This is a genomic window from Erwinia sp. S43 (assembly GCF_016624745.1).
Taxonomy (GTDB): domain Bacteria; phylum Pseudomonadota; class Gammaproteobacteria; order Enterobacterales; family Enterobacteriaceae; genus Erwinia; species Erwinia coffeiphila.
This window is the reverse complement of sequence record NZ_JACVTX010000021.1, coordinates 49,131-73,139: the sequence shown is the minus strand read 5'-3', so window position 1 is coordinate 73,139 and position 24,009 is coordinate 49,131. Positions and strand designations below refer to the sequence as shown.

General features: G+C 57.3%; 23 protein-coding genes. 17 read left to right on the top strand and 6 right to left on the bottom strand.

Features of this window, described 5'->3' with window-relative positions; genetic code table 11:
* Positions 1-27 precede the first annotated feature (27 nt).
* On the top strand, positions 28-987 hold the full coding sequence (gene puuE, locus IBT47_RS20175; RefSeq protein ID WP_200562530.1) for an allantoinase PuuE: 960 nt from the start codon (positions 28-30) through the stop codon (positions 985-987).
* A gap of 55 nt (positions 988-1,042) precedes the next feature.
* On the opposite strand, the gene hpxZ is transcribed toward puuE, so the two are convergent.
* From hpxZ to IBT47_RS20155, 4 genes are read right to left on the bottom strand one after another with little or no spacing between them, the layout of a single operon-like run.
* Positions 1,043-1,426: an oxalurate catabolism protein HpxZ gene (hpxZ, locus tag IBT47_RS20170; protein WP_105590677.1), complete on the bottom strand. Its 384-nt coding sequence runs from the start codon at positions 1,424-1,426 to the stop codon at positions 1,043-1,045.
* On the bottom strand, positions 1,423-2,826 hold the full coding sequence (locus IBT47_RS20165; RefSeq protein ID WP_200562528.1) for an AtzE family amidohydrolase: 1,404 nt from the start codon (positions 2,824-2,826) through the stop codon (positions 1,423-1,425). Before IBT47_RS20165 ends, hpxZ begins: the two co-directional genes overlap by 4 nt.
* Positions 2,823-3,011, bottom strand: a complete 189-nt coding sequence (hpxX, locus tag IBT47_RS20160; protein ID WP_200547613.1) for an oxalurate catabolism protein HpxX — start codon at positions 3,009-3,011, stop codon at positions 2,823-2,825. The genes IBT47_RS20165 and hpxX overlap by 4 nt, the downstream gene beginning before the upstream one ends.
* A gap of 12 nt (positions 3,012-3,023) precedes the next feature.
* Complete coding sequence (locus tag IBT47_RS20155) at positions 3,024-4,610, bottom strand: gamma-glutamyltransferase family protein (protein WP_200562525.1); 1,587 nt, start codon at positions 4,608-4,610, stop codon at positions 3,024-3,026.
* A 193-nt stretch (positions 4,611-4,803) separates the two neighbouring features.
* On the opposite strand from IBT47_RS20155, the gene IBT47_RS20150 reads away from it, so the two are divergent.
* The 13 genes from IBT47_RS20150 to xylB all read left to right on the top strand — a co-directional run bounded on the left by IBT47_RS20150 (position 4,804) and on the right by xylB (position 19,922).
* Positions 4,804-5,643, top strand: a complete 840-nt coding sequence (locus IBT47_RS20150) for a MurR/RpiR family transcriptional regulator (protein ID WP_105590681.1) — start codon at positions 4,804-4,806, stop codon at positions 5,641-5,643.
* Positions 5,644-5,939: 296 nt separating this feature from the next.
* Complete coding sequence (locus tag IBT47_RS20145) at positions 5,940-6,722, top strand: transporter substrate-binding domain-containing protein (RefSeq protein ID WP_105590682.1); 783 nt, start codon at positions 5,940-5,942, stop codon at positions 6,720-6,722.
* Positions 6,723-6,736: 14 nt separating this feature from the next.
* Positions 6,737-7,402 carry an amino acid ABC transporter permease gene (locus IBT47_RS20140; protein WP_105590683.1) on the top strand — a complete coding sequence of 222 codons (666 nt, stop codon included), beginning with the start codon at positions 6,737-6,739 and terminating at the stop codon, positions 7,400-7,402.
* Complete coding sequence (locus IBT47_RS20135; protein WP_123335480.1) at positions 7,402-8,058, top strand: amino acid ABC transporter permease; 657 nt, start codon at positions 7,402-7,404, stop codon at positions 8,056-8,058. Before IBT47_RS20140 ends, IBT47_RS20135 begins: the two co-directional genes overlap by 1 nt.
* Positions 8,039-8,773: an amino acid ABC transporter ATP-binding protein gene (locus IBT47_RS20130; RefSeq protein ID WP_105590685.1), complete on the top strand. Its 735-nt coding sequence runs from the start codon at positions 8,039-8,041 to the stop codon at positions 8,771-8,773. Before IBT47_RS20135 ends, IBT47_RS20130 begins: the two co-directional genes overlap by 20 nt.
* Positions 8,774-8,916: 143 nt before the next feature.
* A complete protein-coding gene (locus tag IBT47_RS20125) occupies positions 8,917-10,152 on the top strand; it encodes an alanine--glyoxylate aminotransferase family protein (protein WP_200547633.1) in 1,236 nt (411 codons plus the stop codon).
* Positions 10,152-11,414, top strand: a complete 1,263-nt coding sequence (hpxK, locus tag IBT47_RS20120) for an allantoate amidohydrolase (RefSeq protein ID WP_200562522.1) — start codon at positions 10,152-10,154, stop codon at positions 11,412-11,414. The genes IBT47_RS20125 and hpxK overlap by 1 nt, the downstream gene beginning before the upstream one ends.
* Positions 11,415-11,563: 149 nt before the next feature.
* Positions 11,564-12,451 carry a helix-turn-helix transcriptional regulator gene (locus tag IBT47_RS20115; RefSeq protein ID WP_200562519.1) on the top strand — a complete coding sequence of 296 codons (888 nt, stop codon included), beginning with the start codon at positions 11,564-11,566 and terminating at the stop codon, positions 12,449-12,451.
* Between the two features lie 243 nt (positions 12,452-12,694).
* Positions 12,695-14,068, top strand: coding sequence for a glycoside-pentoside-hexuronide (GPH):cation symporter (locus IBT47_RS20110; protein WP_200562516.1), 1,374 nt, complete (start codon positions 12,695-12,697; stop codon positions 14,066-14,068).
* Positions 14,065-15,669, top strand: a complete 1,605-nt coding sequence (locus IBT47_RS20105) for a glycoside hydrolase family 43 protein (RefSeq protein ID WP_200562514.1) — start codon at positions 14,065-14,067, stop codon at positions 15,667-15,669. Before IBT47_RS20110 ends, IBT47_RS20105 begins: the two co-directional genes overlap by 4 nt.
* A gap of 37 nt (positions 15,670-15,706) precedes the next feature.
* Complete coding sequence (locus IBT47_RS20100; RefSeq protein WP_200562510.1) at positions 15,707-16,903, top strand: DNA-binding transcriptional regulator; 1,197 nt, start codon at positions 15,707-15,709, stop codon at positions 16,901-16,903.
* Between the two features lie 193 nt (positions 16,904-17,096).
* Entirely contained in the window at positions 17,097-18,416 is a 1,320-nt protein-coding gene (gene xylA / locus IBT47_RS20095) for a xylose isomerase (protein ID WP_200562507.1), read from the top strand.
* A gap of 45 nt (positions 18,417-18,461) precedes the next feature.
* Positions 18,462-19,922, top strand: a complete 1,461-nt coding sequence (gene xylB, locus IBT47_RS20090) for a xylulokinase (protein WP_200562504.1) — start codon at positions 18,462-18,464, stop codon at positions 19,920-19,922.
* Positions 19,923-19,996: 74 nt separating this feature from the next.
* Here xylB and IBT47_RS20085 read toward each other — a convergent pair whose 3' ends face one another.
* On the bottom strand, positions 19,997-20,764 hold the full coding sequence (locus IBT47_RS20085) for an amidohydrolase (protein ID WP_200562502.1): 768 nt from the start codon (positions 20,762-20,764) through the stop codon (positions 19,997-19,999).
* Positions 20,752-21,912: a pyridoxal phosphate-dependent aminotransferase gene (locus IBT47_RS20080; protein WP_200562499.1), complete on the bottom strand. Its 1,161-nt coding sequence runs from the start codon at positions 21,910-21,912 to the stop codon at positions 20,752-20,754. The genes IBT47_RS20085 and IBT47_RS20080 overlap by 13 nt, the downstream gene beginning before the upstream one ends.
* A 146-nt stretch (positions 21,913-22,058) precedes the next feature.
* On the opposite strand from IBT47_RS20080, the gene IBT47_RS20075 reads away from it, so the two are divergent.
* Genes IBT47_RS20075 through IBT47_RS20065 form a run of 3 tightly spaced genes read left to right on the top strand, consistent with a single transcriptional unit; the run spans position 22,059 to position 23,898 of the window.
* Complete coding sequence (locus IBT47_RS20075) at positions 22,059-22,673, top strand: methylthioribulose 1-phosphate dehydratase (protein WP_200562496.1); 615 nt, start codon at positions 22,059-22,061, stop codon at positions 22,671-22,673.
* Positions 22,670-23,359 carry an acireductone synthase gene (gene mtnC, locus IBT47_RS20070; RefSeq protein WP_200562494.1) on the top strand — a complete coding sequence of 230 codons (690 nt, stop codon included), beginning with the start codon at positions 22,670-22,672 and terminating at the stop codon, positions 23,357-23,359. Before IBT47_RS20075 ends, mtnC begins: the two co-directional genes overlap by 4 nt.
* The gene (locus tag IBT47_RS20065; RefSeq protein ID WP_200562491.1) at positions 23,356-23,898 is read left to right on the top strand and encodes an acireductone dioxygenase; all 543 of its coding nucleotides are present in this window, start codon (positions 23,356-23,358) and stop codon (positions 23,896-23,898) included. Before mtnC ends, IBT47_RS20065 begins: the two co-directional genes overlap by 4 nt.
* The last annotated feature ends 111 nt before the right edge of the window (positions 23,899-24,009 follow it).

The window sequence follows — 24,009 nt, the reverse complement described above, 5'->3', positions numbered from 1 at the left end:
ATCTGTTCCGATACTAAGGATGTTTTGATGAGCGATAGTCCGGAAAAGAAAGAGTACAGCTTTAACAAAAACTACCCGCGTGACCTGATTGGCTACGCGGGGAATCCTCCCCACGCCGCCTGGCCGGGTAAAGCACGGATCGCCGTGCAGTTCGTACTCAACTATGAAGAGGGTGCGGAAAACAACGTCCTGCACGGTGATGCGGGCTCCGAGCAGTTTCTGTCCGATATCATCGGTGCGGCAAGTTATCCCGAGCGGCATATGTCGATGGATTCGCTCTATGAATACGGCTCTCGTGCCGGATTCTGGCGCATCCATAACGAATTCCAAAAGCGCAGTCTGCCGCTGACGGTATTTGGCGTGGCAATGGCGCTGGCTCGCCACCCGGAGATCGTCGAGGCGATCAAAAACGCCGATTACGACGTTGTCAGCCACGGCTGGCGCTGGATCCACTACCAGGGAATGGATGCGAAAACCGAGCGCCAGCATATGCAGCAGGCGCTGGATACGCTCACCGATCTGTTTGGCAAAACGCCAACGGGCTGGTACACCGGGCGCGACAGCCCGAATACCCGTCGGCTGGTGGTGGAGCAGGGCGGGCTCACCTACGACAGCGACTATTACGGTGACGATCTGCCGTTCTGGACCCAGGTGACCTGTCAGGACGGCACCGTTAAACCGCACCTGATTATTCCCTACACCCTTGAAACCAACGATATGCGCTTTGCAACGCCGCAGGGTTTTAACACCGCAGAGCAGTTCTACACCTACCTGCGCGACAGCTTCGATGTGCTGTATGAAGAGGGTGAAACTTCGCCGAAAATGCTTTCCATCGGTATGCACTGCCGCCTGCTTGGCCGCCCGGGCCGCTTCCGCGCGCTGCAGCGCTTCCTGGACCATATCCAGCAGCACGATAACGTGTGGATTTGTACCCGCCAGCAGATCGCCGATCACTGGATAAAAACGCATCCGGCTCCACAGGCCTGATCAAAAACGGATGGGGAAACCCATCCGTTTTTTTACGCTACCGGAAGAACATCAATCAGGGAATTAAACTGACCTGTGCCGCAACAATCCGCCAGCCACAGGGCAGTTTCACCCAGGTTTGCTGCTGACGTCCGATTTTATCGCTGCCCTCGCGGGTAAATTCGGTGCTGCAAACGGCAAAATCCTCGCCAAAGGTGGATATCACCGTATTTTGCAGCTGGCGGTTCAGCCCGACGGGCGAGCGTGATGCACGGAATTCGCGGATAGCGTCAATGCCATACAGATTCTCACCGGCGCCCAGACGTACGGTGCGATCGTCGTGCCAGAACAGCTCATCCAGAACGACAGTATCGTTGCTGATTAAGGCTTCCTCGTAGCGATAAAAGGCCGCAGTCACTTCAGCGTGGATCGCCGGGCGATCGATATGTTCACTTTTCATTTTTTATCTTCCATGTTTGCAGGCATCGCCTGCGCAATACCCATCTGCTCCAGCGCCCTGGCGGCTCGCAGACAGGCTTGTTCGTTAAACGGTGCCGCGATTAGCTGCAGGCCAATCGGCAACCCACTCGTCGTTCGTAACGGAACGGTAGCGACCGGCAGTCCGAGGAATGAGATCGGCTGGGCCAGCATGCCCATACTCGCGCGGGTTGGCAAGTCGTTGCCATTAATGCGCATTGTCTGCTGGCCAATCAGCGTGGCGCAGGTCGGCGTGGCGGGAGCGATCAGCACATCAACATCGTTGAACAGCGCCAGCGCCTGCTGCTGGCAGTGGCGGCGGAAACGCTGAGCCTGAACATACCATGCCGAAGGCAGCATGGCGCCGGCCAGCAACCGCTCGCGGGATGCGGGTTCGAAACGCTCCGGCGACTGCTTCAGCGCGGGCAGATAGTGATTTCCGCCTTCGGCCGCCGTGAGGATAAATGCCGATGCGCGTGCCAGCTCGGCCTCCGGCAGTAAAAACTCATCAATGGCTTCCAGCGCCTTCGCCGCAGTGGCGACGGCGGTGCGCGCGTGATCATCGCACCACTGCTGAAAATAGCCGCCCAGCACGCCGACGCGCAGGCCGCCAATCCCACGATCCAGCTGTGAAACGGTGGCGGCAGGGGCTTCCGTCGCCTGAAATGCATCAGCGGGATCGTGGCCCTGCAGGACATCATATACTTCTGCCAGATCGCTCACCCGGCGAGCCAGTGGACCAATATGGTCGAGGCTGGCAACAAACGGATGGCTGCCGCTGCGCGACAGGCGGCCAAAGGTGGGTTTTAGCCCAAAAATTCCGCACAGCGAAGCCGGAACGCGAATGGAACCGTTGGTATCGGTGCCGAGCGTGAAGTGAACCAGCCCGGCGGCAACGGCAGCGGCAGAACCGCCGGACGATCCTCCGGCAATACGCGAAGTGTCATGCGGGTTTCGCGTGGCGCCATAGTGGGTGTTTTCCGTGGTGAAACCGTAGGCGTAGGCATCCATATTCAGCATGCCTGACAGCATCGCTCCGCTGGCGGTCAGCTGCCGCACCGCCCAGGCATCCTCCCTGGCAACGGGGCGATCGCTGAACAGGCTGGCCCCGGCCAGCGTGGTGTGACCGGCCACATCAAACAGGTTTTTAACCGCATAGGGCACGGCGGCAAGCGGAGGAAGAGGCTGGCCGTCACGCTTAAGGCGATCGACGCGCAGAGCTTCCTGCTGCATGCGATCGCGTGTCACGCCGGTCCAGGCGTTAATCGCCGGGTTGTGCTGTTCTATCGCCGCAAGCGTCCGGCTGGCGATATCCGCAGCGCTCAGATCGCCCGTTGCCAGCGCCTGTCTGATTTCACTGATGGAGAGAGCGGCCAGATTCATGCTTTATATACCCCCGCCACTTCCAGCCGGTCATCCAGCGGAAAGGCCATCAGCGGTGCCGCCATGGCGGCAATACGGGTGAACTGTACCAGCAGCTCGGCCCGGCGTGCTTCGTCGAGATCCATCCCGAGGATCTGCTCCATCTGTAAGATATACGTTGCCCAGTCAGGCTGAGTTGGCGTCATGTTCTTCTCCTGCTAAAAGCCCGCGGCGCTGCCGTTGCTGCGGGGATCGAAGGCACCTTCCAGCATGCCGTTGGTATGGCGTACGATCGCGCCTGCGTGGCCTACCGCCTCGCTGAAATCGGGCAGTAGCTCGACCTCATGCCCCAGCGCCTGCAGCGCGTTGATGGTTTCTGCGCTGAATCGACCTTCCAGCTTCAGGGAGTCGGACAGCTGTCCCCAGGTGCGGCCCAGCAGCCAGCGCGGTGCGCTGAGCGCCTGTTGCAGCGGCATCCCCTGAACGACATGACGGGTGAAAATGGCGGCCTGGGTCTGCGGCTGGCCGTCACCGCCCATTGAACCGTAAACCAGCGTGCGGCCATCGTTCAGCCTTGCTGCTGCCGGATTGAGTGTGTGGAACGGCTGTTTACCGGGGGCCAGCGCCAGCAGGTGATCGGCATCCAGGCTGAACGATGCCCCGCGATTCTGCCAGGTGATACCGGTGCCCGGCAGCACGACGCCGCTGCCAAACTCGTGATAAATACTCTGGATAAAGGAGACCGACAGCCCGCTGCTGTCCATCACGCCCATCCATACGGTATCACCCGGGCCTTTGCCGTTGCCCCACGGTGCGGCCTGATTCAGATCGATCCGATCGGCAAGCTGCTTCAGACGATCGGATGTCAGCAGCGACTGCATCTCTTCGCGCATGAAACGCGGATCGGTGATGTGGCTGTCGCGCAGTCCGAAAGCCAGTTTGGTGGCTTCGACGATACGGTGGATGGTTTGCGCCTCGTCCGCATCTTCCATCGTCAGATGGTCGGTGATGCCCAGAATGGCCAGCGATACCAGTCCCTGGGTAGGCGGTGTCATATTGTAGATATCGCCAGACTGGTGGCGAATGCGCAGCGGCGTACGGCGTTTTGCCTGCTGACGGTTCAGATCCTCCAGCGTAATCGGCATACCGAGCTGCGACATTTCTGCGGCCAGCCGCTGTGCCAGCGGACCGCGATAGAAGGTATCCAGTCCTTCTTCAACCAGCTGGATCAGCGTAGCGGCAAGGTCCGGTTGCACAAAGCGGCTGCCGGATTTCGGGATTTCATTTCCCGGTAAAAACGTGGTAGCAAAACCAGGCTGTTCGGCCAGTTCCGCGTATTTGCTGGCGGTGGCTTCCGCCTGTGAAGCCGTGATCGGAATGCCGTCCGCCGCATAGCGGATCGCATCATTTAACAGGCGAGCCAGCGGCAGCTGCTCACCGCCGTATTCGCCGGAAACGGCCAGCGCTTCTGACCAGCCGCTGACCGTCCCTGCCACGGTCAGCGCCGATTTCGGCCCGCGATGGGGAATATGGCTTTCGCCCGCGTAAAAGTCGAGATCGGCCAGGGAACCTGCCGCGCCGCTGGCATCGATAGCGACCGGCTCGCCGCCTGGCGGAACAATCAGCCAGAAACCGTCGCCGCCCAGCCCGTTCATATGGGGATAGACCACCGCAATGGTGGCTGCGGCCGCGACCATGGCTTCAATGGCGTTGCCTCCCGCCCGTAAAATTCCCAGCGCGCTCTCGCTGGCCAGATGATGTGGGGTTACGGCCATCCCCTGCGGTGCCATATTGCTCTGATTCATATTATTCTCGTTATTGCTCGAACTGAGTGTGACTAAAGCAAGAGTCATTCCAGTTTTTGTATAACAATCAGACGCAGGCGGGGGGGCCGGGAAAACAGGGCGTAAGCGAAGGCATTTTTCTGTCCGGCTACAGACAGGCACGTTATTTGTATATGATCGGTGGAATGAAACAAAAGTTACAGGATGCATAGACATGAAGCAGCTTGATGAACGCCTGCGCGGTCACTATGCGCAACTCTCGCCGCAGGAGCAGCGCATTGCGGATTTCGTCTTCGATCATTATGACGACCTGATTGGTTACAACAGCGCTGAACTGGCGCGGCTGAGTGGGGTGTCGAAGGCCACGGTAAGCCGCTTATTTAAGCGCCTGGGCTATGACACCTATAAAGATATGCGCAACGAGCTGCGCACCCTGCGCCAGAGCGGCATGCCGCTGACGGACGTGCGCGATGCGGTTCAGGGCAATACCCTGTTAGCACGCCACTACAAGCAGGAAATGGCTAACCTTACGCAGTGGGTTAACACCCTCGACAGCACGCATTTCGGCCAGGTCGTACAGGCACTGTGTGAGAGCCAGCGAATTTTTATTATTGGCTTACGCAATTCTTATCCGGTCGCACTGCACTTCCGCCAGCAGCTGCTGCAGGTTCGGAGCCGGGTGCAGCTGCTGCCGCAGCCGGGGCAAACTTTTTCCGAAGAGCTAATCGACATCACCCCGGAAGATATGGTGATTGTGATGGCGTTTCGCCGCCGCCCGCGCATTATCCGGCCGCTGTTACAGCAGCTGCAGCAGCGGCATATCCCCACGCTGGTGATGTGCGAACCTCAGGCGCAGACGTCCATCGCGCTGGCGCGCTGGCAGCTGTGTGCGCCGTTGGATAGCGTATCGGCCTTTGACAGCTACTCGGCGGCCAACAGCCTGGTCAATCTGCTATCGAATGCCGTCTTACATGAGTTACTCAGCAACGGGCGTCAGCGTATCCATCAGATTGCCGATCTTTACGGCGAGCTGGACGAGCTGGAACAGCGTTGATGGGGCACTAATTTGGTGCTTTGCATAGTTATGGGGCACGAGGCGGTGCCCCTTTTTATTGCGCTTTTCTCACGCTTCGATCTGCCTTTTCTGAATTTTTTCATCGAAATAACCCGATTTTATTTATGGAATTTATTTCTTTGATTCTGATTTTAATCAGGTTTTAATCAAGCGTTGTCGATCGGCCACCGATTTCAGCAAGAAAAATCAACGCCAAAATCCCCGGTGGCACATTAGTTGCAAATAAATTCTTTAAGAATCTTTCGTTTCATGATGTATTAATCGGGGAAGTGAGAATGAAAAAAGGCTTATTCGCATTACTGGCTGGCGCTTTACTGCTGACGTCTACCGCTTCGGCGCTGGCGGACCAACTACAAGATATTGAAAAACGTGGCGTTATCCGTATTGCCGTACCGCAGGATTTCCCGCCGTTTGGTTCAGTAGGTACTGACTTACAGCCGCAGGGCTATGACATCGATATGGCGAAGTATCTGGCTAAGCAAATGAAACTTAAGTTGCAGCTGGTGCCGGTTACCAGCGCAAACCGTGTGCCTTATCTGCAGACGGATAAAGTGGACCTGGTGATTTCCAGCTTGGGTAAAAATCCGGAGCGTGAAAAAGTGATCGACTTCAGCCGCGCCTATGCACCGTTCTTCCTCGGCGTGTTTGGTCCGAAAGACGGTACTCTGAAAGACGCGGCGGAGCTGAGCGGCAAATCCATCGGCGTTACCCGCGGTGCCGTTGAGGATATGGTTCTGACCAGCGTGGCACCAAAAGAGGCGGAAGTGAAACGCTACGAAGATAACAACACCACGCTGTCGGCCTATCTGTCTGGTCAGGTGCAGTATGTGGCAACCGGTAACCTGGTCGTGGCCGCTATTGCCCGCCAGAACGCTGACAAAGCGCCGGTGGCAAAGTTTATGCTGAAAGATTCGCCGTGCTTTATCGGCATGAAAAAGAATGAACCGGCTCTGAAGGCTAAAGTGGATGAGCTGATCGGCCAGGCGCTGAAGGACGACACGCTGAACAAACTATCGCAAGAATGGCTGAAAGCGCCATTACCCGCTGACCTGGGTTAATCGGGGCTGACTTGATGATCGGGCAACTGAATTTTCCCGCTCTGTGGCCCTACTGGCCGGAACTGATTTCCGGCCTGTGGGTGACTATCCAGCTAACGGTGATGGCTACCGTTGGGGGCGTGGGGCTGGGTATTCTGGGGGCAGCGCTGCGAAGCGGTAAACCCTCACTACTCAGCCGCTGCTGGGGCGCTTACGTCGAACTGATCCGCAATACGCCGTTTGTGGTTCAGCTATTTTTTATCGTTTTCGGCCTGCCCAATCTGGGCCTGAAACTCACCGCCGGTGAGGCGGCGCTGCTGGCGATGCTGATTAACCTCGGTGCCTACAGCACGGAAATCATCCGCGCCGGTATCCAGGTGACGCCGAAAGGGCAGTGGGAGGCCGGGCGGGTGCTGGGCTTAACCCGCACTCAGACGTTTATCCGCGTGGTGCTGCCGCCCTCAATGAAGCGCATTTATCCGGCACTGGTGAGCCAGTGCATTATCGTGATGCTGGGCTCCTCGGTGGTGTCGCAGGTCTCTTATGAAGAGCTGACCTTTGCCGCCAACCTGATCCAGTCGCGGACGTTTTTGAGTTTTGAAGTGTATCTGGTGACCACGCTGATGTATCTGGCGCTGTCGATTGCCATGCGTCAGCTGCTGCTGGCCGCCGGGCGTAAATGGTTCGGGGAGCAGCCGTAATGACGACCTTTACCGACTGGGACATTCTGCGCAATCTGCTGCTCGCGGCGCGCTGGACCATCCTGCTGTCGCTGACGGCATTCTTTGGCGGCACGCTGGTGGCGATGCCGCTGGTGATGGTTCGCCTGACCCGTCGCCGCTGGCCGTGCCGCTTTATTCGCGCCTGGACCGAACTGTTCCAGGGAACGCCGCTGCTGATGCAGCTGTTTCTGGCCTTCTTCGGCGTTGCGCTGTTCGGCATTGACGTTTCGCCGTGGACCGCCGCCTCGCTGGCGCTGACGTTTTACACCAGCGCCTTCCTGATTGATATCTGGTACGGCAGCATCCAGGCGTTGCCGAAAGGGCAGTGGGAAGCCTGCCGTTGCCTCGGTCTGAGCTTCGGCCAGACGCTGTATCGCGTGGTTCTGCCACAGGCGCTGCGCATCGGCATCGCGCCGACCGTGGGCTTTGCCGTACAGGTGGTGAAAGGTACGGCGCTGGCGTCGATTATCGGCTTTATCGAGCTGACCAAAGCCGGAACCATACTGAACAATGTGACGTATCAACCGTTTAAAGTTTTCGGGCTGGTGGCGCTGGGCTACTTCCTGATGTGTTATCCGCTGTCCCGCTACAGCCAGTATCTGGAGAAGAAATTCAATGCCGCTCATCACCATTAATCAGGTGCAGAAATACTATGGCGACAACCACGTACTGAAAGGCGTGGATCTCGACATCGAAATGGGCCAGGTGATCTCCATCATCGGCCGCAGCGGTTCGGGGAAAAGTACCCTGCTGCGCTGCATGAACGGGCTGGAAGGCTATCAGGAAGGCAGCATTAAACTGGGCGGGATGACCATCACCGATCGTGAATCTCAGGCGCGGGAAATCAGCCATTCTGTCGGCATGGTGTTCCAGAACTTTAATCTGTTCCCGCATATGACCGCGCTGGAAAACGTCATGCTGGCACCGCGTCGCGTGCTGAAAAAAAGCGACGCCGAGTGCCGGGCGCTGGCGGCGGAAATGCTCAATAAAGTCGGGCTGGGGGATCGCATGGATTACTATCCTGCCAACCTGTCCGGCGGCCAGCAGCAGCGCGTGGCGATTGCCCGTGCGCTGGCGATGTCACCGAAAGTCTTGCTGTGCGACGAGATCACCTCGGCGCTCGATCCAGAGCTGGTTGGCGAAGTACTGAAAGTGCTGGAGCAGCTGGCGAAAGAGGGCATGACGCTGATCCTCGTGACGCATGAAATGAATTTTGCCCGCGAAGTGGGCGACCGCGTAGTGTTTATGCATCAGGGCCGCGTTTGGGAGCAGGGCGACAGTAAAACCCTGTTTGCCAACCCACAGACCAATGAGCTTAAACAGTTTATCTCCTCGGTGCGTGGGCTTTAGGCTACTTTGTTTGCCATTTTGCACCTGGGCAGTGCTCAGAATCCTCACGTACTACGTGTACGCTCCGGTTCTTGCGCGCTGCCCGTGTGCAAACTGCCTGCACCAGTAACGCCTGAAGCGTTATTTACATATAGGAATCGATGATGGATTTATCTAAATTTACCCAGATCAACCCGCCGCAGCGTTTACTGATGGGGCCGGGGCCGATTAACGCTGACCCGCGCGTGCTTCGCGCCATGTCCAGCCAGCTGATCGGGCAGTACGATCCGGCCATGACCCAGTATATGAACGAAGTGATGGCGCTTTATCGCGGCGTGTTCCGTACCAAAAATCAGTGGACCATGCTGATTGACGGCACTTCGCGCGCGGGGATCGAGGCCATCCTGCTGTCTGCTATTCGTCCGGGTGACAAAGTTCTGGTGCCGGTCTTTGGTCGTTTCGGCCATCTGCTGTGCGAAATTGCTCGCCGCTGCCGCGCGGAAGTTCACACCATTGAAGTACCGTGGGGCGAAGTGTTCACCCCGGATCAGATTGAAGACGCGATCAAAAAAGTGAAGCCGCGCCTGCTGCTGACCGTGCAGGGCGACACCTCGACGACCATGCTGCAACCGCTGGAAGAACTGGGTGCCATCTGCCGTAAATACGGCGTGCTGTTCTACACCGACGCTACCGCTTCCTTCGCCGGTAACGCGCTGGAAACCGATGCCTGGGGACTGGATGCGGTCTCTGCCGGCATGCAGAAATGCCTGGGCGGCCCGTCAGGAACTTCGCCGATCACCCTCAGCCCGCTGATGGAAGAGGCGATCCGCAAGCGCAAATGCGTGGAAGCGGGTATCCGTACCGATGCGCACCAGGACGGCGACGATGAGATGATCTATTCCAACTATTTTGATCTCGGCATGATCATGGATTACTGGGGGCCTGAGCGCCTGAACCACCATACCGAGGCTACCTCCGCGCTGTTCGGTGCCCGCGAATGCGCGCGCCTGATTCTGGAAGAGGGGCTGGATAACGGCATCGCCCGCCACAAGCTGCACGGCGACGCGCTCCTGAAAGGCATTCAGGGAATGGGGCTGGAAACCTTCGGTGACCTTAACCACAAAATGAACAACGTGCTCGGCGTGGTGATCCCGCAGGGCGTCAACGGCGATCTGGTGCGTAAGCTGGTGCTGGAAGATTTCGGCATTGAGATCGGCACCTCGTTTGGCCCGCTGATTGGCAAAGTGTGGCGTATTGGCACCATGGGCTATAACGCGCGTAAAGACTGCGTGATGCAGACCCTGAGCGCGCTGGAAGCCGTGCTGAACCATCTTGGATTCCGTACAACCCAGGGTGCTGCGATGCAGGCAGCCTGGGATCACTATAACGGGAGCCGTTAATGAGTGAGTGCCTGATGACGGCCGCCGCCGCCGCTGAGGCAGCGGCGCGCGTGATGGCCCGCTGCGATGCGCTGGCAGAAATCAGCGAAACGCCGGGTGAACTGACCCGCGTTTATCTGTCGCCGGAGCTGCTGCGGGCTAACGCGATGGTTGGCAAGTGGATGACGGCGGCAGGGATGAAAGTGTGGCAGGACAGCGTCGGCAATATCTGCGGGCGCTATGAGGGCCAGCAGGTCGGCGCGAAAGCGCTGCTGCTGGGTTCTCACCTGGACACGGTGCGCAATGCCGGGCGCTATGACGGCATGCTCGGTGTGCTGACTGCGATTGAAACCGTGCAGTACCTTCACGATCGCGGCGAGCGCCTGCCGCTGGCCATTGAGATTATCGGTTTCTGCGATGAAGAAGGCACCCGTTTCGGTATCACCCTGCTGGGCAGCCGCGGCCTGACCGGCAGCTGGCCGGAAAGCTGGGTCGATCACCCGGATGCCAACGGCATTACCGTGGCGCAGGCGATGAAAAACTGCGGGCTGAATGCCGACCGCATCTGGCAGTCGGCGCGCGATGTCGAAGACTTCGTGGCCTATCTGGAGCTGCATATCGAGCAGGGGCCGTGCCTGGAGCAGGAACAGCTGGCGCTGGGTGTGGTGACGGCGATTAACGGTGCGCACCGCCTGAACTGTCGCTTTGTTGGCGAGGCCGGTCATGCCGGAACCGTACCAATGAGCCACCGTAAAGATGCGCTGGCTGCCGCCGCCGAGTGGATGGTGTATATCGAGCGCCGCACGCCACAGGTTGGTCCGCAGCTGGTGGCCACGGTCGGCACGCTGCAATGTCAGCCGGGCGCGGTAAATGTCATTCCCGGTGATGTGGCGCTGTCGCTCGACGTGCGCGGCCCGGAAGACGGCCCGCTCTCTGCACTGTTGGCCGATTTGCTGGCCGAAGGCGAGGCGATTGCCCAGCGTCGCGGCATCAGCTTCAGCGCCGAGGAGTTTTACTGCATTGCCGCCACCGCCTGCGATAACGAACTGCAGGCCGCGCTGACCCGCGCCGTTGTTCAGGTGCAGGGGCGCAGCGTATCGCTGCCGAGCGGTGCCGGGCATGATGCTATCGCTGTGGCCGAGCGCTGGCCGTCGGCCATGCTGTTCGTGCGCTGCGATCGCGGTATCAGCCATAATCCGGCAGAGTCGGTGACCACGGAAGACGTGGCGCAGGCGGTTCAGGCGTACGTGCAGGTGGTGAATGAGGTGGCGGGCAGGGCGTAATACCGTGCCTCAGTCCGTTTTTATCATGGCGTAGTGTTCGGCTGTTCTGCGTAACGGTACAGGGTGGGAGAAAGTTATATTGATTTTCTACCTTATAACCCCCGATAGTGGGGGTTCCCTGCCGCCGTTTTGTAAGAATCTTGCGCCTGATGTGGAACGACGATCGCTTTTTCGAAAAAATTGAAACCACCCTTGGCGTGGACTACCTGCTGCGTGCGCGGGAGGGGGTGCCCGAAAAAGGGGTGTATATTCGCCCTCATGTGCATCTGGAACACGAGATTATGTGGTTCCGCCGCGCCGAGGGATCGTACTCAATCGGCAGTGAAAAACTCGCGCTGCGCGACAATACGCTGGTTTTTGTAGGATCGATGATCCTGCATGATATGGAGCTGGCGTTTACCCCTGATCACGAACGGTTTTTACTGCAGTACAGCAATGTGGTGATGAACCGGCTCAAATGCCCGCTGCCCTTTACCGGTCAGCACGCCGGGTTTGTCCTTCAGCTCAATGAACGTGATGCGGAACGCATGCAGTTTCTGTTTACCTGGTTTACACAGCTGCATGACGAGCCGCACAGCTCACGCGAATCCAACCCGTTATTAACGCTGCTGCTGAATACGGTTTACGGCCACGCCGAGCAGGCTGTTAAGGTGAACGTCAGCGAAGACAAGAACAGCACCTTCGACAGCCTTATCGATTTTGTCGTGCAGATTGAACGAGATCGGACGTTCAGCATCACGCTGAACGATGCCGCTGAACGCTGCGGGCTTTCATCCAGCCACTTTTCCCGCACCTTCAAAAAAATCATGCAGATTAGTTTTAAAGACTATCTGGTCAGAAAGAAAATTGCCGCCTCAGCCGAGCTGCTGAGAAATACCGAATTGAGCATTACGGATATTGCCTACCAGTGTGAATTCACCGACAGCGCCTATTACTGTTTTAAATTCCGATCGCTGATGGGCGTAACGCCAAAAAAATTCAGAACTTACAGCCGCTCGACAAAGCAGCTATCCACGAAACACGACCCGCTGCCCTGACCGATCCGCCGTTGGATCTCGAAAACATGCTCTCTGTGCTGACTGGCCGCCGGTGCTCTTCCTGAAGCTGTTGCTTAGACGAATTGCTTTTTTCAAAAGGGTGATCGTCGTTACACTCAAAGCGCAAAAAAATTATATAAAGCCGCAATCTCTCTACATTAACCCGCCCCGATAAAGCCTATTTTTGATACCAGCTGGCCCGCTACTCCCTGAACCTGTAGACACAACACCAGAAGGTAATCTATGTCCAAGCTGACGATTAAAGAGAAAATTGGCTACGGGCTGGGTGATGGCGCATCGAACATCATCTGGCAAACCATCATGCTGTTTATGGCCTACTTCTACACCGATATTTACGGCCTCAGCCCCTTTCATATGGGCGTGATGTTTCTTTTTGTCCGCATCGTTGACGCCTTTTTTGATATTTATATTGGCTTCCTGGCGGATCACACTTCAACCCGGCACGGCCAGTTCAGGCCTTACTTACTCTGGTTTTCCCTACCGTTCGGTATTCTCGGCTCGCTGACCTTTTTCACGCCGGATCTGGGTGAAAGTGGTAAAATTATCTATGCCTACGTGTCGTATACGGCGCTCTCCCTGCTGTACACGCTGGTGAATGTGCCGTACTGCGCGATGATCAATAATCTCTCTCAGGACCCCGATGAACGGCTGTCGATGCAGTCCTACCGCTTTGCCTTCGCGGCGCTGGGCGGGATTATCGTTTCCGCCGTGGCGCTGCCGCTGACTAAAGTGCTGGGGGGCGGCAACCTTCAGCAGGGCTATTTCTATGCCATGGTGCTGATGGGCGTGGCCAGCACCGTGATGTTTTATCTCTGCTTCGCCCTGACCCAGGAACGCTATATCCGCCCGGTGGATAAATCACAAAAATTCAGCATGGTATTCAGCGAGCTTCGCTATCTGACGTCGGATGCCAACTGGCGGCGTTTATTCCTGCTAAACGTAATTAACCTGACGGCGGGAATATTAAAGACCGGTGGGGCGATGTATTTTGTTACCTATTATCTTCATCGGCCCGAGCTGGTCGGCGTGGTTCTGACCATCATTCTCGGAGCTAAGTTTTTTGGTTCAATGTTTACCACTACCCTCTATTCCCGATTAGAGCGGGTGTTTGCCTATAAATTGGCGATGTCGGTGCAGGCATTGATTATGATTGCGCTGTTCTTTATACCTTCGCAGCATGCGGTGCTGATTTGCTGCATTATCGGCTGTATTCACGTCATCAACTCAACGGCGACGCCGCTGCAGTGGAACCTGCTCAGCGATATTATCGACAATATTGAGAATAAAGCCGGCAAGTCTTTCAGCGGTCTGGTTTTCTCCACCAATATTTTTGCGATCAAGGTTGGTATTGCCGTGGGTGGCGCACTGATGGGGTGGATACTCACCGTCGGCGGCTACGTGGGCAACGTGCCAACCCAGTTGGATTCGGCCACGCTCTGCATCAGATTAATTTTTACTATTATCCCCGCACTGTTAATTCTCAGCCTGATTCTGGTATTGAGAAATTACGATCTCAGCCCGAAACATCCTGACGGCAGCAATGAGAACGAGGCCGCTAACGGCGTGCTGTCAGACGTGAAAGGAGAAGCAAGATGACCACCATTACTAATCCCATCTTACCCGGATTTAATCCCGATCCGTCGATTATCTTTGCGAACAATGCTTATTATATTGCCGCATCGACTTTTGAATGGTTCCCCGGCGTGAGCCTGTATAAATCATACGATTTAAAAAACTGGAAATTGATATCTTATCCCTTAAATCGGGTCAGCCAGCTGGATATGAAAGGCAACCCGGATTCCGGTGGCGTTTTTGCACCTTGCCTGACGTTTGATAAAGGTATTTTTTATCTGGTTTTTAGCGATGTTAAAAATCTGACAGGCCGCTTCTGGGATGTGAATAATTATATTGTCAGCACGTCGGACATCGAAGGTGAATGGTCAGAACCCACCTATCTCAACAGCCGGGGCATCGATCCCTCTCTGTTCCATAAAAGTGACGGCACCAAATGGCTGGTCAGCATGGAAATGAGCTATCGCGATGGCGGAAAGCCCGGCTTCCCAAAATGGAACGGCATCATCATCCAGCAGTACGATGAACAGCGTAAGCAGCTTATCGGAGAGTGCCGAAAAATTTATAACGGCAGCGAACTGGGGATCACCGAAGGCCCGCATCTTTATGAACGCGATGGCTGGTTCTACCTGCTGACTGCCGAAGGAGGCACTTTCTACAATCACGGCGTGACCATGGCGCGATCCCGAGAGCTCATGGGGCCGTATGAAACCGATCCCTGCGGCCAGATGATGACCTCCCGCTATGACTGCCAGCTGCCCCTTCAACGCGCCGGCCATGCGGATCTGATTGAAACCGGGCAGGGGGAGTGGTTTATCGTTCACCTGTGCGGCAGGCCGCTGCCGTCGCGGGGTAGAAGCCCAATGGGCAGGGAAACTGCCATCCAGAAAGTGTACTGGAACCAGGACGGCTGGCTGCGGCTGGTGAATGAGAAAAACACCCCGGAGCTGGTGGTCCATACGCTGCTGCTGGAAAAACCCTGGCCAGCGACAGCGGCGCGAGATGACTTCGATGCGCCTGTACTGCCGCTGCACTACCAGAGCCTGCGCATTCCCCTGACCGACGCGTTTTGCAGCCTGACGGCGCGGAAGGGCTGGCTTCGCCTGCATGGCCAGGAATCCCTCAGTTCCCATCATCACCAGAGCTTAGTGGCCAGAAGGCAGACCGATTTTGCCTTCCGGGCGCAGACCCGTATCGATTTCCAGCCCGATTCCTTCCAGCAGATGGCCGGGCTGGTCTGCTACTACGACACGACCAATTACCTTTACCTTTATCTCACGCGTGATGAGCACGGCAGACGCACCGTCAATCTGCTGATTAACGATCTTAACCGGTTCAGTGAGCCGAGCGGGGACGGTATCGTCCTCGACGATGACGGCCCGGTGTATCTGAAAGTGGAAGTGGACCACGATGCCGCCTGGTTCTTTTACTCCCTTGATGAGCGGGAGTGGCATCGCGTGGGGAGCTATGTGGAATACAGCAAACTGTCCGATGAATACTTTAAAGAGCGTGGACACGAGCGCTTTACCGGGGCTTTTGTCGGGATCTGCTGCCAGGATTTCACCGGGGAGAACGCCTTTGCCGATTTCGACTACTTCTCTTATCAATCGCTGAACGAGGGCTGAACGCTATCCTCAGATGGCCCGGCGTAACGGAGACGATATGGCATGGCATCCCCATCGCCGGGATACCCGGCGCCATCGTATTACCCTGTTGTTCAATGCCAACAAAGCCTATGACCGGCAGGTTATTGAGGGCGTGGGCGAGTACCTTCAGGCATCGCAAAGCCGGTGGGATATCTTTATCGAAGATGATTTTCGTATGCGCTCAGCTCCGGCTGCTGACTGGCTGGGTGACGGGGTTATTGCAGACTATGACGATGCGGATATCGAGGCACAGCTTGATGGCGTTGCGGTGCCGGTGGTGGGGGTGGGCGGTTCCTTCCTGCATTCGCCGTATCCGCCGGTTCACTATATCGCTACGGATAACTTTGCCCAGGTCGAACTGGCCTGGCGCCACCTGCAACAAAAAGGAATTTCGCAGTTTGCCTTCTACGGCCTGCCGGACAGCCGTCATCATCGATGGGCGAAGGAGCGTGAAATGGCCTTTCGACAGCTGGCCAGCCGCAACGGCTACCCGCTGCGCATTTATCAGGGAAGCGAAACCTCGGCGGTAAGCTGGCAGCATGCGCAAAATCGGCTGGCTGACTGGCTGCAACAACTTCCTGCCCACTGCGGCATCATTGCCGTCACCGATTCTCGTGCTCGTCATATTCTTCAGGCCTGTGAGCATCTGAACATTCCGGTACCGGACACGCTGTCCGTTATCGGTATTGATAACGAAGAGCTGACGCGCTATTTGTCGCGCGTGTCTCTCTCATCTGTGGTTCAGGGAACCCGGCAGATGGGCTTTCAGGCCGCCAGGCTTCTCCAGCGCCTGCTTGACGGCGAGCCGCTGCCGCTGCAACGCATTCTTATTCCTCCGCAACGGGTGATTGGTCGGCGTTCGACCGATTATCGTTCTCTGAGCGATCCGGTGGTGATTCAGGCGATGCACTTTATCCGTGGCCACGCCTGTCAGGGGATCCGCGTGGAGCAGGTGCTGGATGCTGTTGGCCTCTCCCGGACCAGCCTCGACGGCCGATTTAAGGCAGAAACGGGGCAATCGCTGCATGCGATGATCCACGCGGAAAAACTGACCCGCGCCAGAGAGATGCTCAGCGCCTCGCCGCTGCCCGTGACCGAGATTGCACAGGTCTGTGGCTATGCCTCACTGCCGTACTTCTACGCGGTATTTCGAAAAGCGTATGGCATCACACCAGGAGAATACCGGGAGCACAATCGCCACAGCGAACCCTGATTCGTCTTATTTTTATCTTTTAATTTCAATGGATTGATGTTTTGTCGCCGTGGGAGTTGCTGAAGAGTGTGATCGCCAGCACGGTTGCAAATTCTCGCAATCGGGTCGTGAAATATCGCAATTGAGGCGTCGGGCCATTACGCAGAGGATGAGGCAACACGGAGATTCATCATCCTTCAACCCGGAGTCTGCAATGAGCATCTATTTCGACAGGTTAGATAAAGTTCGCTACGAAGGCACACAGAGCCGCAACCCACTGGCATTTCGCCACTACAACCCGGATGAGATAATCCTGGGTAAGAGCATGAAAGATCATCTGCGCTTTGCCGCCTGTTACTGGCATACGTTCTGCTGGAACGGCGCAGATATGTTCGGCGTTGGGGCGTTTGACCGCCCGTGGCAGAAAGTGGGGAACGAACTTGAGCTGGCCAGACTGAAAGCGGACGTCGCTTTTGAGTTTTTCCACAAGCTGGATGTGCCGTTCTATGCCTTCCACGATGTCGATGTGTCGCCGGAAGGCCGGTCGGTGCGGGAGTATCAGAGCAACCTGGCGGAAATGACCGATGTCCTTGCTCGCAAACAGGAAGAGAGTGGCGTCAGGCTGCTGTGGGGCACCGCGAACTGTTTCACTAATCCCCGTTATGCTGCCGGTGCGGCGACCAACCCAAACTCTGAGATTTTCTGCTGGGCGGCGACGCAGGTCTTTCATGCAATGAACGCCACGCACAAACTGGGTGGAGAAAACTACGTGCTGTGGGGCGGCCGCGAAGGCTACGAAACGCTGCTGAATACCGACCTGCGCCAGGAGCGCGAGCAGATCGGACGCTTTATGAATCTGGTTGTTGAGCACAAATATAAAATCGGCTTCACCGGCCCTCTGCTGATTGAGCCGAAGCCACAGGAGCCGACTAAACATCAATACGACTATGATGCGGCGAACGTGTATGGCTTCCTCAAGCAGTTCGGCCTGGAGAATGAAATTAAGCTGAATCTGGAAGCGAACCACGCCACGCTGGCGGGTCACTCGTTCCATCATGAGATTGCGACCGCCATCGCGCTGGGTATCTTTGGCTCTGTTGACGCCAACCGCGGCGATCCGCAGTGCGGCTGGGATACCGATCAGTTCCCGGTCAGCGTGGAGGAAAATGCGCTGGTAATGTATGAAATTCTGAAGGCCGGTGGCCTGACCAGCGGCGGGTTGAACTTTGATGCCAAAGTCCGTCGTCAAAGCACGGACAAATACGATCTGTTCCACGGTCATATCGGTGGGATGGATACCATGGCGCTGGCGCTCAAAGTCGCGGCGCGGATGATTGAGGACGGCGAGCTGGAGCAGACGGTAGCCGATCGTTATGCCGGCTGGAGCAGTCCACAGGGGCGTCAAATCCTGCAGGGCAATCTGTCTCTGGAAGCGCTTGCTGACTACACCAGCGAAAACAACCTGGCGCCTCAGCACCAGAGCGGCCGCCAGGAGCAGTTGGAAAATCTCGTTAATCGGTACCTCTTCGGTTAATTCTTTTGCGCCACCTGCCGGTGGCGCCTGTCCAGGATACTCAACATGTACATTGGTATCGATCTCGGCACCTCGGGCGTCAAAGCGATCCTCGCGGATGAACAGGGACGAGTGATTGCATCTCATACGGCAGCACTGACGTTGCAGCGGCCTCATCCGCTCTGGTCCGAACAGAACCCGGAAGCCTGGTGGCAGGCCACCGATAGCGCCGTTCGCTCACTGGGCCAGCAGCATTCGCTGGCCGCCGTGAAGGCGATCGGGCTGGCGGGGCAGATGCACGGTGCCACGCTGCTGGATAAACAGCAGCGGGTACTGCGCCCGGCCATTCTTTGGAACGATGGCCGCTGCGGTGCAGAGTGCCGCGATCTTGAGGAGGCCATTCCTGAGCAAAGAGGCATAACCGGCAATCTGATGATGCCGGGCTTTACCGCGCCAAAGCTGCTCTGGCTGGCGCGCCATGAGCCGGATGTGTTTCGCCAAATCGATAAGGTGCTGCTGCCGAAAGATTATCTGCGTTTTCGCATGACGGGCCGCTTTGCCAGCGATATGTCGGATGCGTCCGGCACGCTGTGGCTGGATGTGGCCCGCCGCGACTGGAGCGACCGCATGCTGGAAAGCTGCGGCCTGACCCGAGGCCATATGCCTGAACTCTTTGAGGGCAGTGCCATCACCGGCGTCCTCCACGCTAGCGTTGCCCGCGAGTGGGGCGTTCCGGCGGTGCCGATCGTCGCGGGCGGTGGCGATAACGCGGCCGGTGCGGTGGGAGCCGGTATTGTCGATCCCGGTGCGGCAATGCTGTCGCTGGGGACGTCCGGCGTGTATTTCGCGGTCAGCGAGGGTTACCACAGTAATCCTGACAGTGCGGTTCATGCTTTTTGCCACGCGCTGCCCGACCGCTGGCATTTGATGTCGGTGATGCTCAGTGCCGCTTCCTGTCTGGACTGGGCCGCACGCTTAACTGGCGTGGGTAGCGTTCCCGCCTTGATCGAGAAGGCGCAGTCTGCCGCGCCCGGCGCGAGCGGACCGCTCTTCTTACCTTATCTTTCCGGGGAGCGTACGCCGCACAATAACCCGCATGCCCGGGGCGTGTTTTTTGGTTTAGGTCATGAACACGGTCAGGCGGAACTGGCGAAATCGGTGTTGGAAGGCGTGGGATTTGCGCTGACCGACGGAATGAACGTGGTGAACGCAGCCGGGGTGAATCCCGACAGCATCACGTTGATTGGCGGCGGTGCGCGTAGCCCATTGTGGCGGCAGATGCTGGCCGATATTTCCGGCAAAGTGCTGGATTACCGCACGGGGGGCTATGTGGGACCGGCGCTGGGAGCCGCTCGGCTGGCGCAGCTTGCCCTGTCGCCCCACAGCACCTTTAGCGATCTCCTGCCGCCGCTGCCGCTTGAACAGCAGCATATTCCCGATGTTGAACTGCACGCGCAGTATCTCGAGCAACAAGCACGATTCCGTTCTCTGTATCGCCATCTTTCGCCAATGATGTCGGGGGAATAATTTTCGCCAATTATGTCGGGGGAATAATCTGCCCGCGTGGTAAAGAAACGGCCCGTGTCGGGCCGTTTATGTGATTAGAGGCTGAATGCATCCGCATCCCGCCATGCCGGAAACTTCTCGCGATACTCGCGCAGGCTCTCCAGTGAGAGCTCCGCTTCAAGAATCGCTGGCTGATGCGGCTCTCCGGCGGCAAGCACTTCGCCCAGCGGGCTGAAAATCCGGCTGTCGCCGCTGTAACCGTGGCCGTTGCCGTCGGTGCCAACGCGGTTGCATCCGGCAATATAGGCCTGATTTTCAATCGCTCGTGCCTGCAAAAGCGTCTGCCAGTGCAAGGCGCGCGGGGCCGGCCAGTTCGCCACGTACAGCGCCAGATCGTAATCATTCTGGTTGCGGGCAAACACCGGGAAGCGCAGGTCGTAACACACCTGCGGCAGAATGCGCCAGCCGCGCCACTCGAACACTTCGCGGCGATCGCCCGCCAGATAGTGCTCGTGCTCACCGGCCATGCGGAACAGATGGCGCTTATCGTAGAAGTGCACCGCGCCGCCCGGCTCAACGAGGAAGAAGCGGTTAACCGCGCCTTTTGCCGTCTGGATCGCCGCGCTGCCCGCCACCATTGCGTGGGTCGCTGCGGCTTTTGCCTGCAGCCAGCTAATCACTTCGCTTTCAGCCAGCGAGCTTTTCGCCGCTTCCATAGCAAAACCGGTGGTGAACATCTCCGGTAGCACAATCAGGTCGCGACCCTTCAGGCCGTCCAGCAGCGAATCAAAGAAACGCAGGTTGGCTTCACCATCCATCCAGACCAGCGGTTGCTGGAGTACGCTAATTTTTAAAGTTGACACAGTCGCTCCGCAGCAGCATCCAGCGTGGCTTCCTGTTTGGCGAAGCACAGGCGGATCAGTTTATGAGGGAAGGCATCGGCACAGAACACCGACAGCGGAATAGCCGCCACGCCCACTTCTTTTGTTAACCACTGGCAGAATGCCACATCGTCGAGATCCGAGATAGCACTGTAATCCGCCAGCAGGAAGTAGGTGCCTTCGCAGGGCAGCAGCTTAAAGCGGCTGGCGGAGAGCGCCTCAACAAAACGATCGCGGCGGGCACGGTAAAATTCCGGCAGCTCGCGGTAGTGCTCCGGGTGCTGCTGCAGCATGTCGGCCAGCGCCAGCTGCGCCGGGGTGTTGACCGAGAAGGTCAGATACTGGTGAACCTTACGCACTTCCGCGCTCAGCGCGGCGGGGGCCACGCAGTAGCCGACTTTCCAGCCGGTCATATGGAAGGTTTTGCCAAAGGAAGAAACGGCAATCGCCCGCTCGCGCAACTGCTGATGCGCCAGCACGCTGGCGTGTCCGGCTTCATCAAAGCAGATGTGCTCGTACACTTCATCACTCAGGACATAAATTTCCTGCGCGGCAATGGCCTCCCACAGCTGGGCGAAATCACTTTTTTGCCACACGGTCGCGGAAGGGTTGTGCGGCGTATTGAGAATCACCAGGCGTGTGCGCGGCGACAGCAGAGCGGTGAATTCCGCCCAGTCAACGCGGAAGCCGGGCGGCTGTAGCGCGATACGCTTCATAACACCGCCTGCCAGCGTCACCGCCGGGGCGTAGCTGTCGTAGCTCGGGTCGAAGCAGATTACCTCATCGCCCGGGCGCACCAGCGCAGTAATTGCCGCGTACAGTGCTTCGGTAGCACCGGCGGTGACGGTAATTTCGCTGTTTACATCCGGCAGGTAGCCGTAGAGTTCAGCAGTTTTCTGCGCAATGGCTTCACGCAGCGGCGCCACGCCGATCATTGGTGCGTACTGGTTAGCGCCCTGGCTGACGTGATAAGCCAGGCGCTCCTGCAAATAGGCCGGGCCGTCAAAATCGGGGAATCCCTGGGAAAGATTGATCGCGTTGTGCTGCTGGGCGAGCGCGCTCATCTGTGTGAAGATGGTGGTGCCCAGTGCGGGCAGCTTGCTCTCTGGCGTGAATGACGTCTGGCTCATGGTTACAACCCTTGCTGAATGCGGTTTTATGATGTTGTGTCCTGTGTTGCTGCCAATATATCACGGTGATACTATTTGGCAATCGAGACGCTTAGACGGCTAAATGTAAGCCCTGAATAAAATAGTCCCAGAGGAATAAAAAAGAGATGACCCAGACCTCACAATTGGATCAGCTGGTTAGCGCCTGTCACTGGATTGGCGAACGCGGCTGGGCTCCGGCCACCGGCGGCAATATGTCCGTTCGTCAGGACGCGGAGTTTTGCCTGCTGAGTGAATCCGGTAAAGACAAGGGCAGCCTGACCCGCGATGACTTTATTCAGGTAGAAATTGCCAGTAATCGCGTGCCTTCGGGGCGTAAACCTTCCGCAGAAACCGGTCTGCATACGCTGATTTATCGTCTGTTCCCCGAAGCCGGAGCCGTTCTGCATACCCACACCGTTAACTCAACGGTGCTGTCACGTGTGGAGAAAGGCGCTGCGCTGGAGTTGCAGGGTTACGAAATGCAGAAAACGCTGGTGGGCCAGCACAGCCATCTGGACTGCGTGCCGATTGCACTGTTCGATAACGATCAGGATATTGATGGCCTGGCGAAGCGTATCGAGCAGTTTGCCGCGAAGAATCCGCTGCGCTACGGTTTTCTGCTGCGCGGCCACGGTCTGACCTGCTGGGGCAAAGACGTTAACGAGGCGCGCCGCCATCTTGAAGGGCTGGAATTCCTTTTCCAGTGCGAACTGCAACGCCGCGTTCTGGAGAGCAAATGATCCGCGCTATTGTTACCGATATTGAAGGCACCACCAGCGATATTCGCTTTGTTCATAACGTTCTTTTCCCCTATGCCCGTGAAAACCTGCCTGCCTTTATTAAAGGTAACGAGCAGCAGCCTGCGGTGGCTCAGGCGTTGGCCGATCTGCGCGCTGAAGTGAACCGCCCGGATGCCACGTCACAGGAGCTGATTGAAGTGCTGTACGGCTTTATGGATGAAGATCGCAAGTCCACCGCGCTGAAAGCGCTGCAGGGCATGATCTGGCGCGACGGCTATCTGAACGGCAGCTTTACCGGCCATCTGTATGCCGATGTGCTGCCTGCGCTGAAACAGTGGCAGCAGCAGGGCATCGCGCTGTATGTATATTCATCTGGCTCAGTAGCAGCGCAGAAATTGTTATTTGGCTACAGCGATGCGGGTGATATCACTGATCTGTTCAGCGGTTACTTCGATACTCACGTCGGTGCCAAGCGCGAAGTGAATTCCTATCGCAACATCGCGGAGCAGATTGCGCTACCCGCGGCGGAACTGCTGTTTTTATCCGATATCCACCAGGAGCTGGACGCCGCACGGGAAGCGGGCTGGAATACCCTTCAGTTAATACGTGGCGAGGCCGATGCCGAAAGCAGCCATCGCCAGGTTTCAGGTTTTGATCAGATTAACCAGGAGCTGTTGAATTCATGAGTGCACTGACTATTTTTACCGATACCGATGCGGCCACCCAGGTCTGGCACAGTACCGATGCGGCGGAAATCGCCGAGAAGCTGAAATCTAAAAACGTGCGCTTTGAGCGCTGGGAAGCCGACCGCGATCTGGGGGAAAACCCGGATTCTGAAACGGTTATCAAAGCTTACCAGCATGCTATCGATCGCCTGGTCGCCGAGAAAGGCTATCAGAGCTGGGATGTGATCAGCATGCGTGCGGATAACCCGCAGAAAGACGTATTGCGCACCAAGTTCCTCTCTGAGCACACCCACGCGGAAGATGAAGTTCGCTTCTTTGTTGAGGGCGCAGGTTTGTTCTGCCTGCATCTGGATGGTCACATTTATCAGATCCTGTGCGAGAAAAACGATCTGATCTCAGTGCCGGAAGGCACCGCGCACTGGTTTGATATGGGTTCCGCGCCGCACTTCACCGCAATCCGTATTTTCGACAATCAGGAAGGCTGGATCGCCAATTTCACCGGCGACACCATCGCTGACGCCTATCCGCGCCTGCCATAATTTGCATAACGGGGGCGCTGCTTCAGCCCCCGTACTCTTTACCCCGAACCCCGAACCCCGTACTTCACACTCCGTTCACTTCGAAATACACGTGTCGACGAGAAGTGAGCG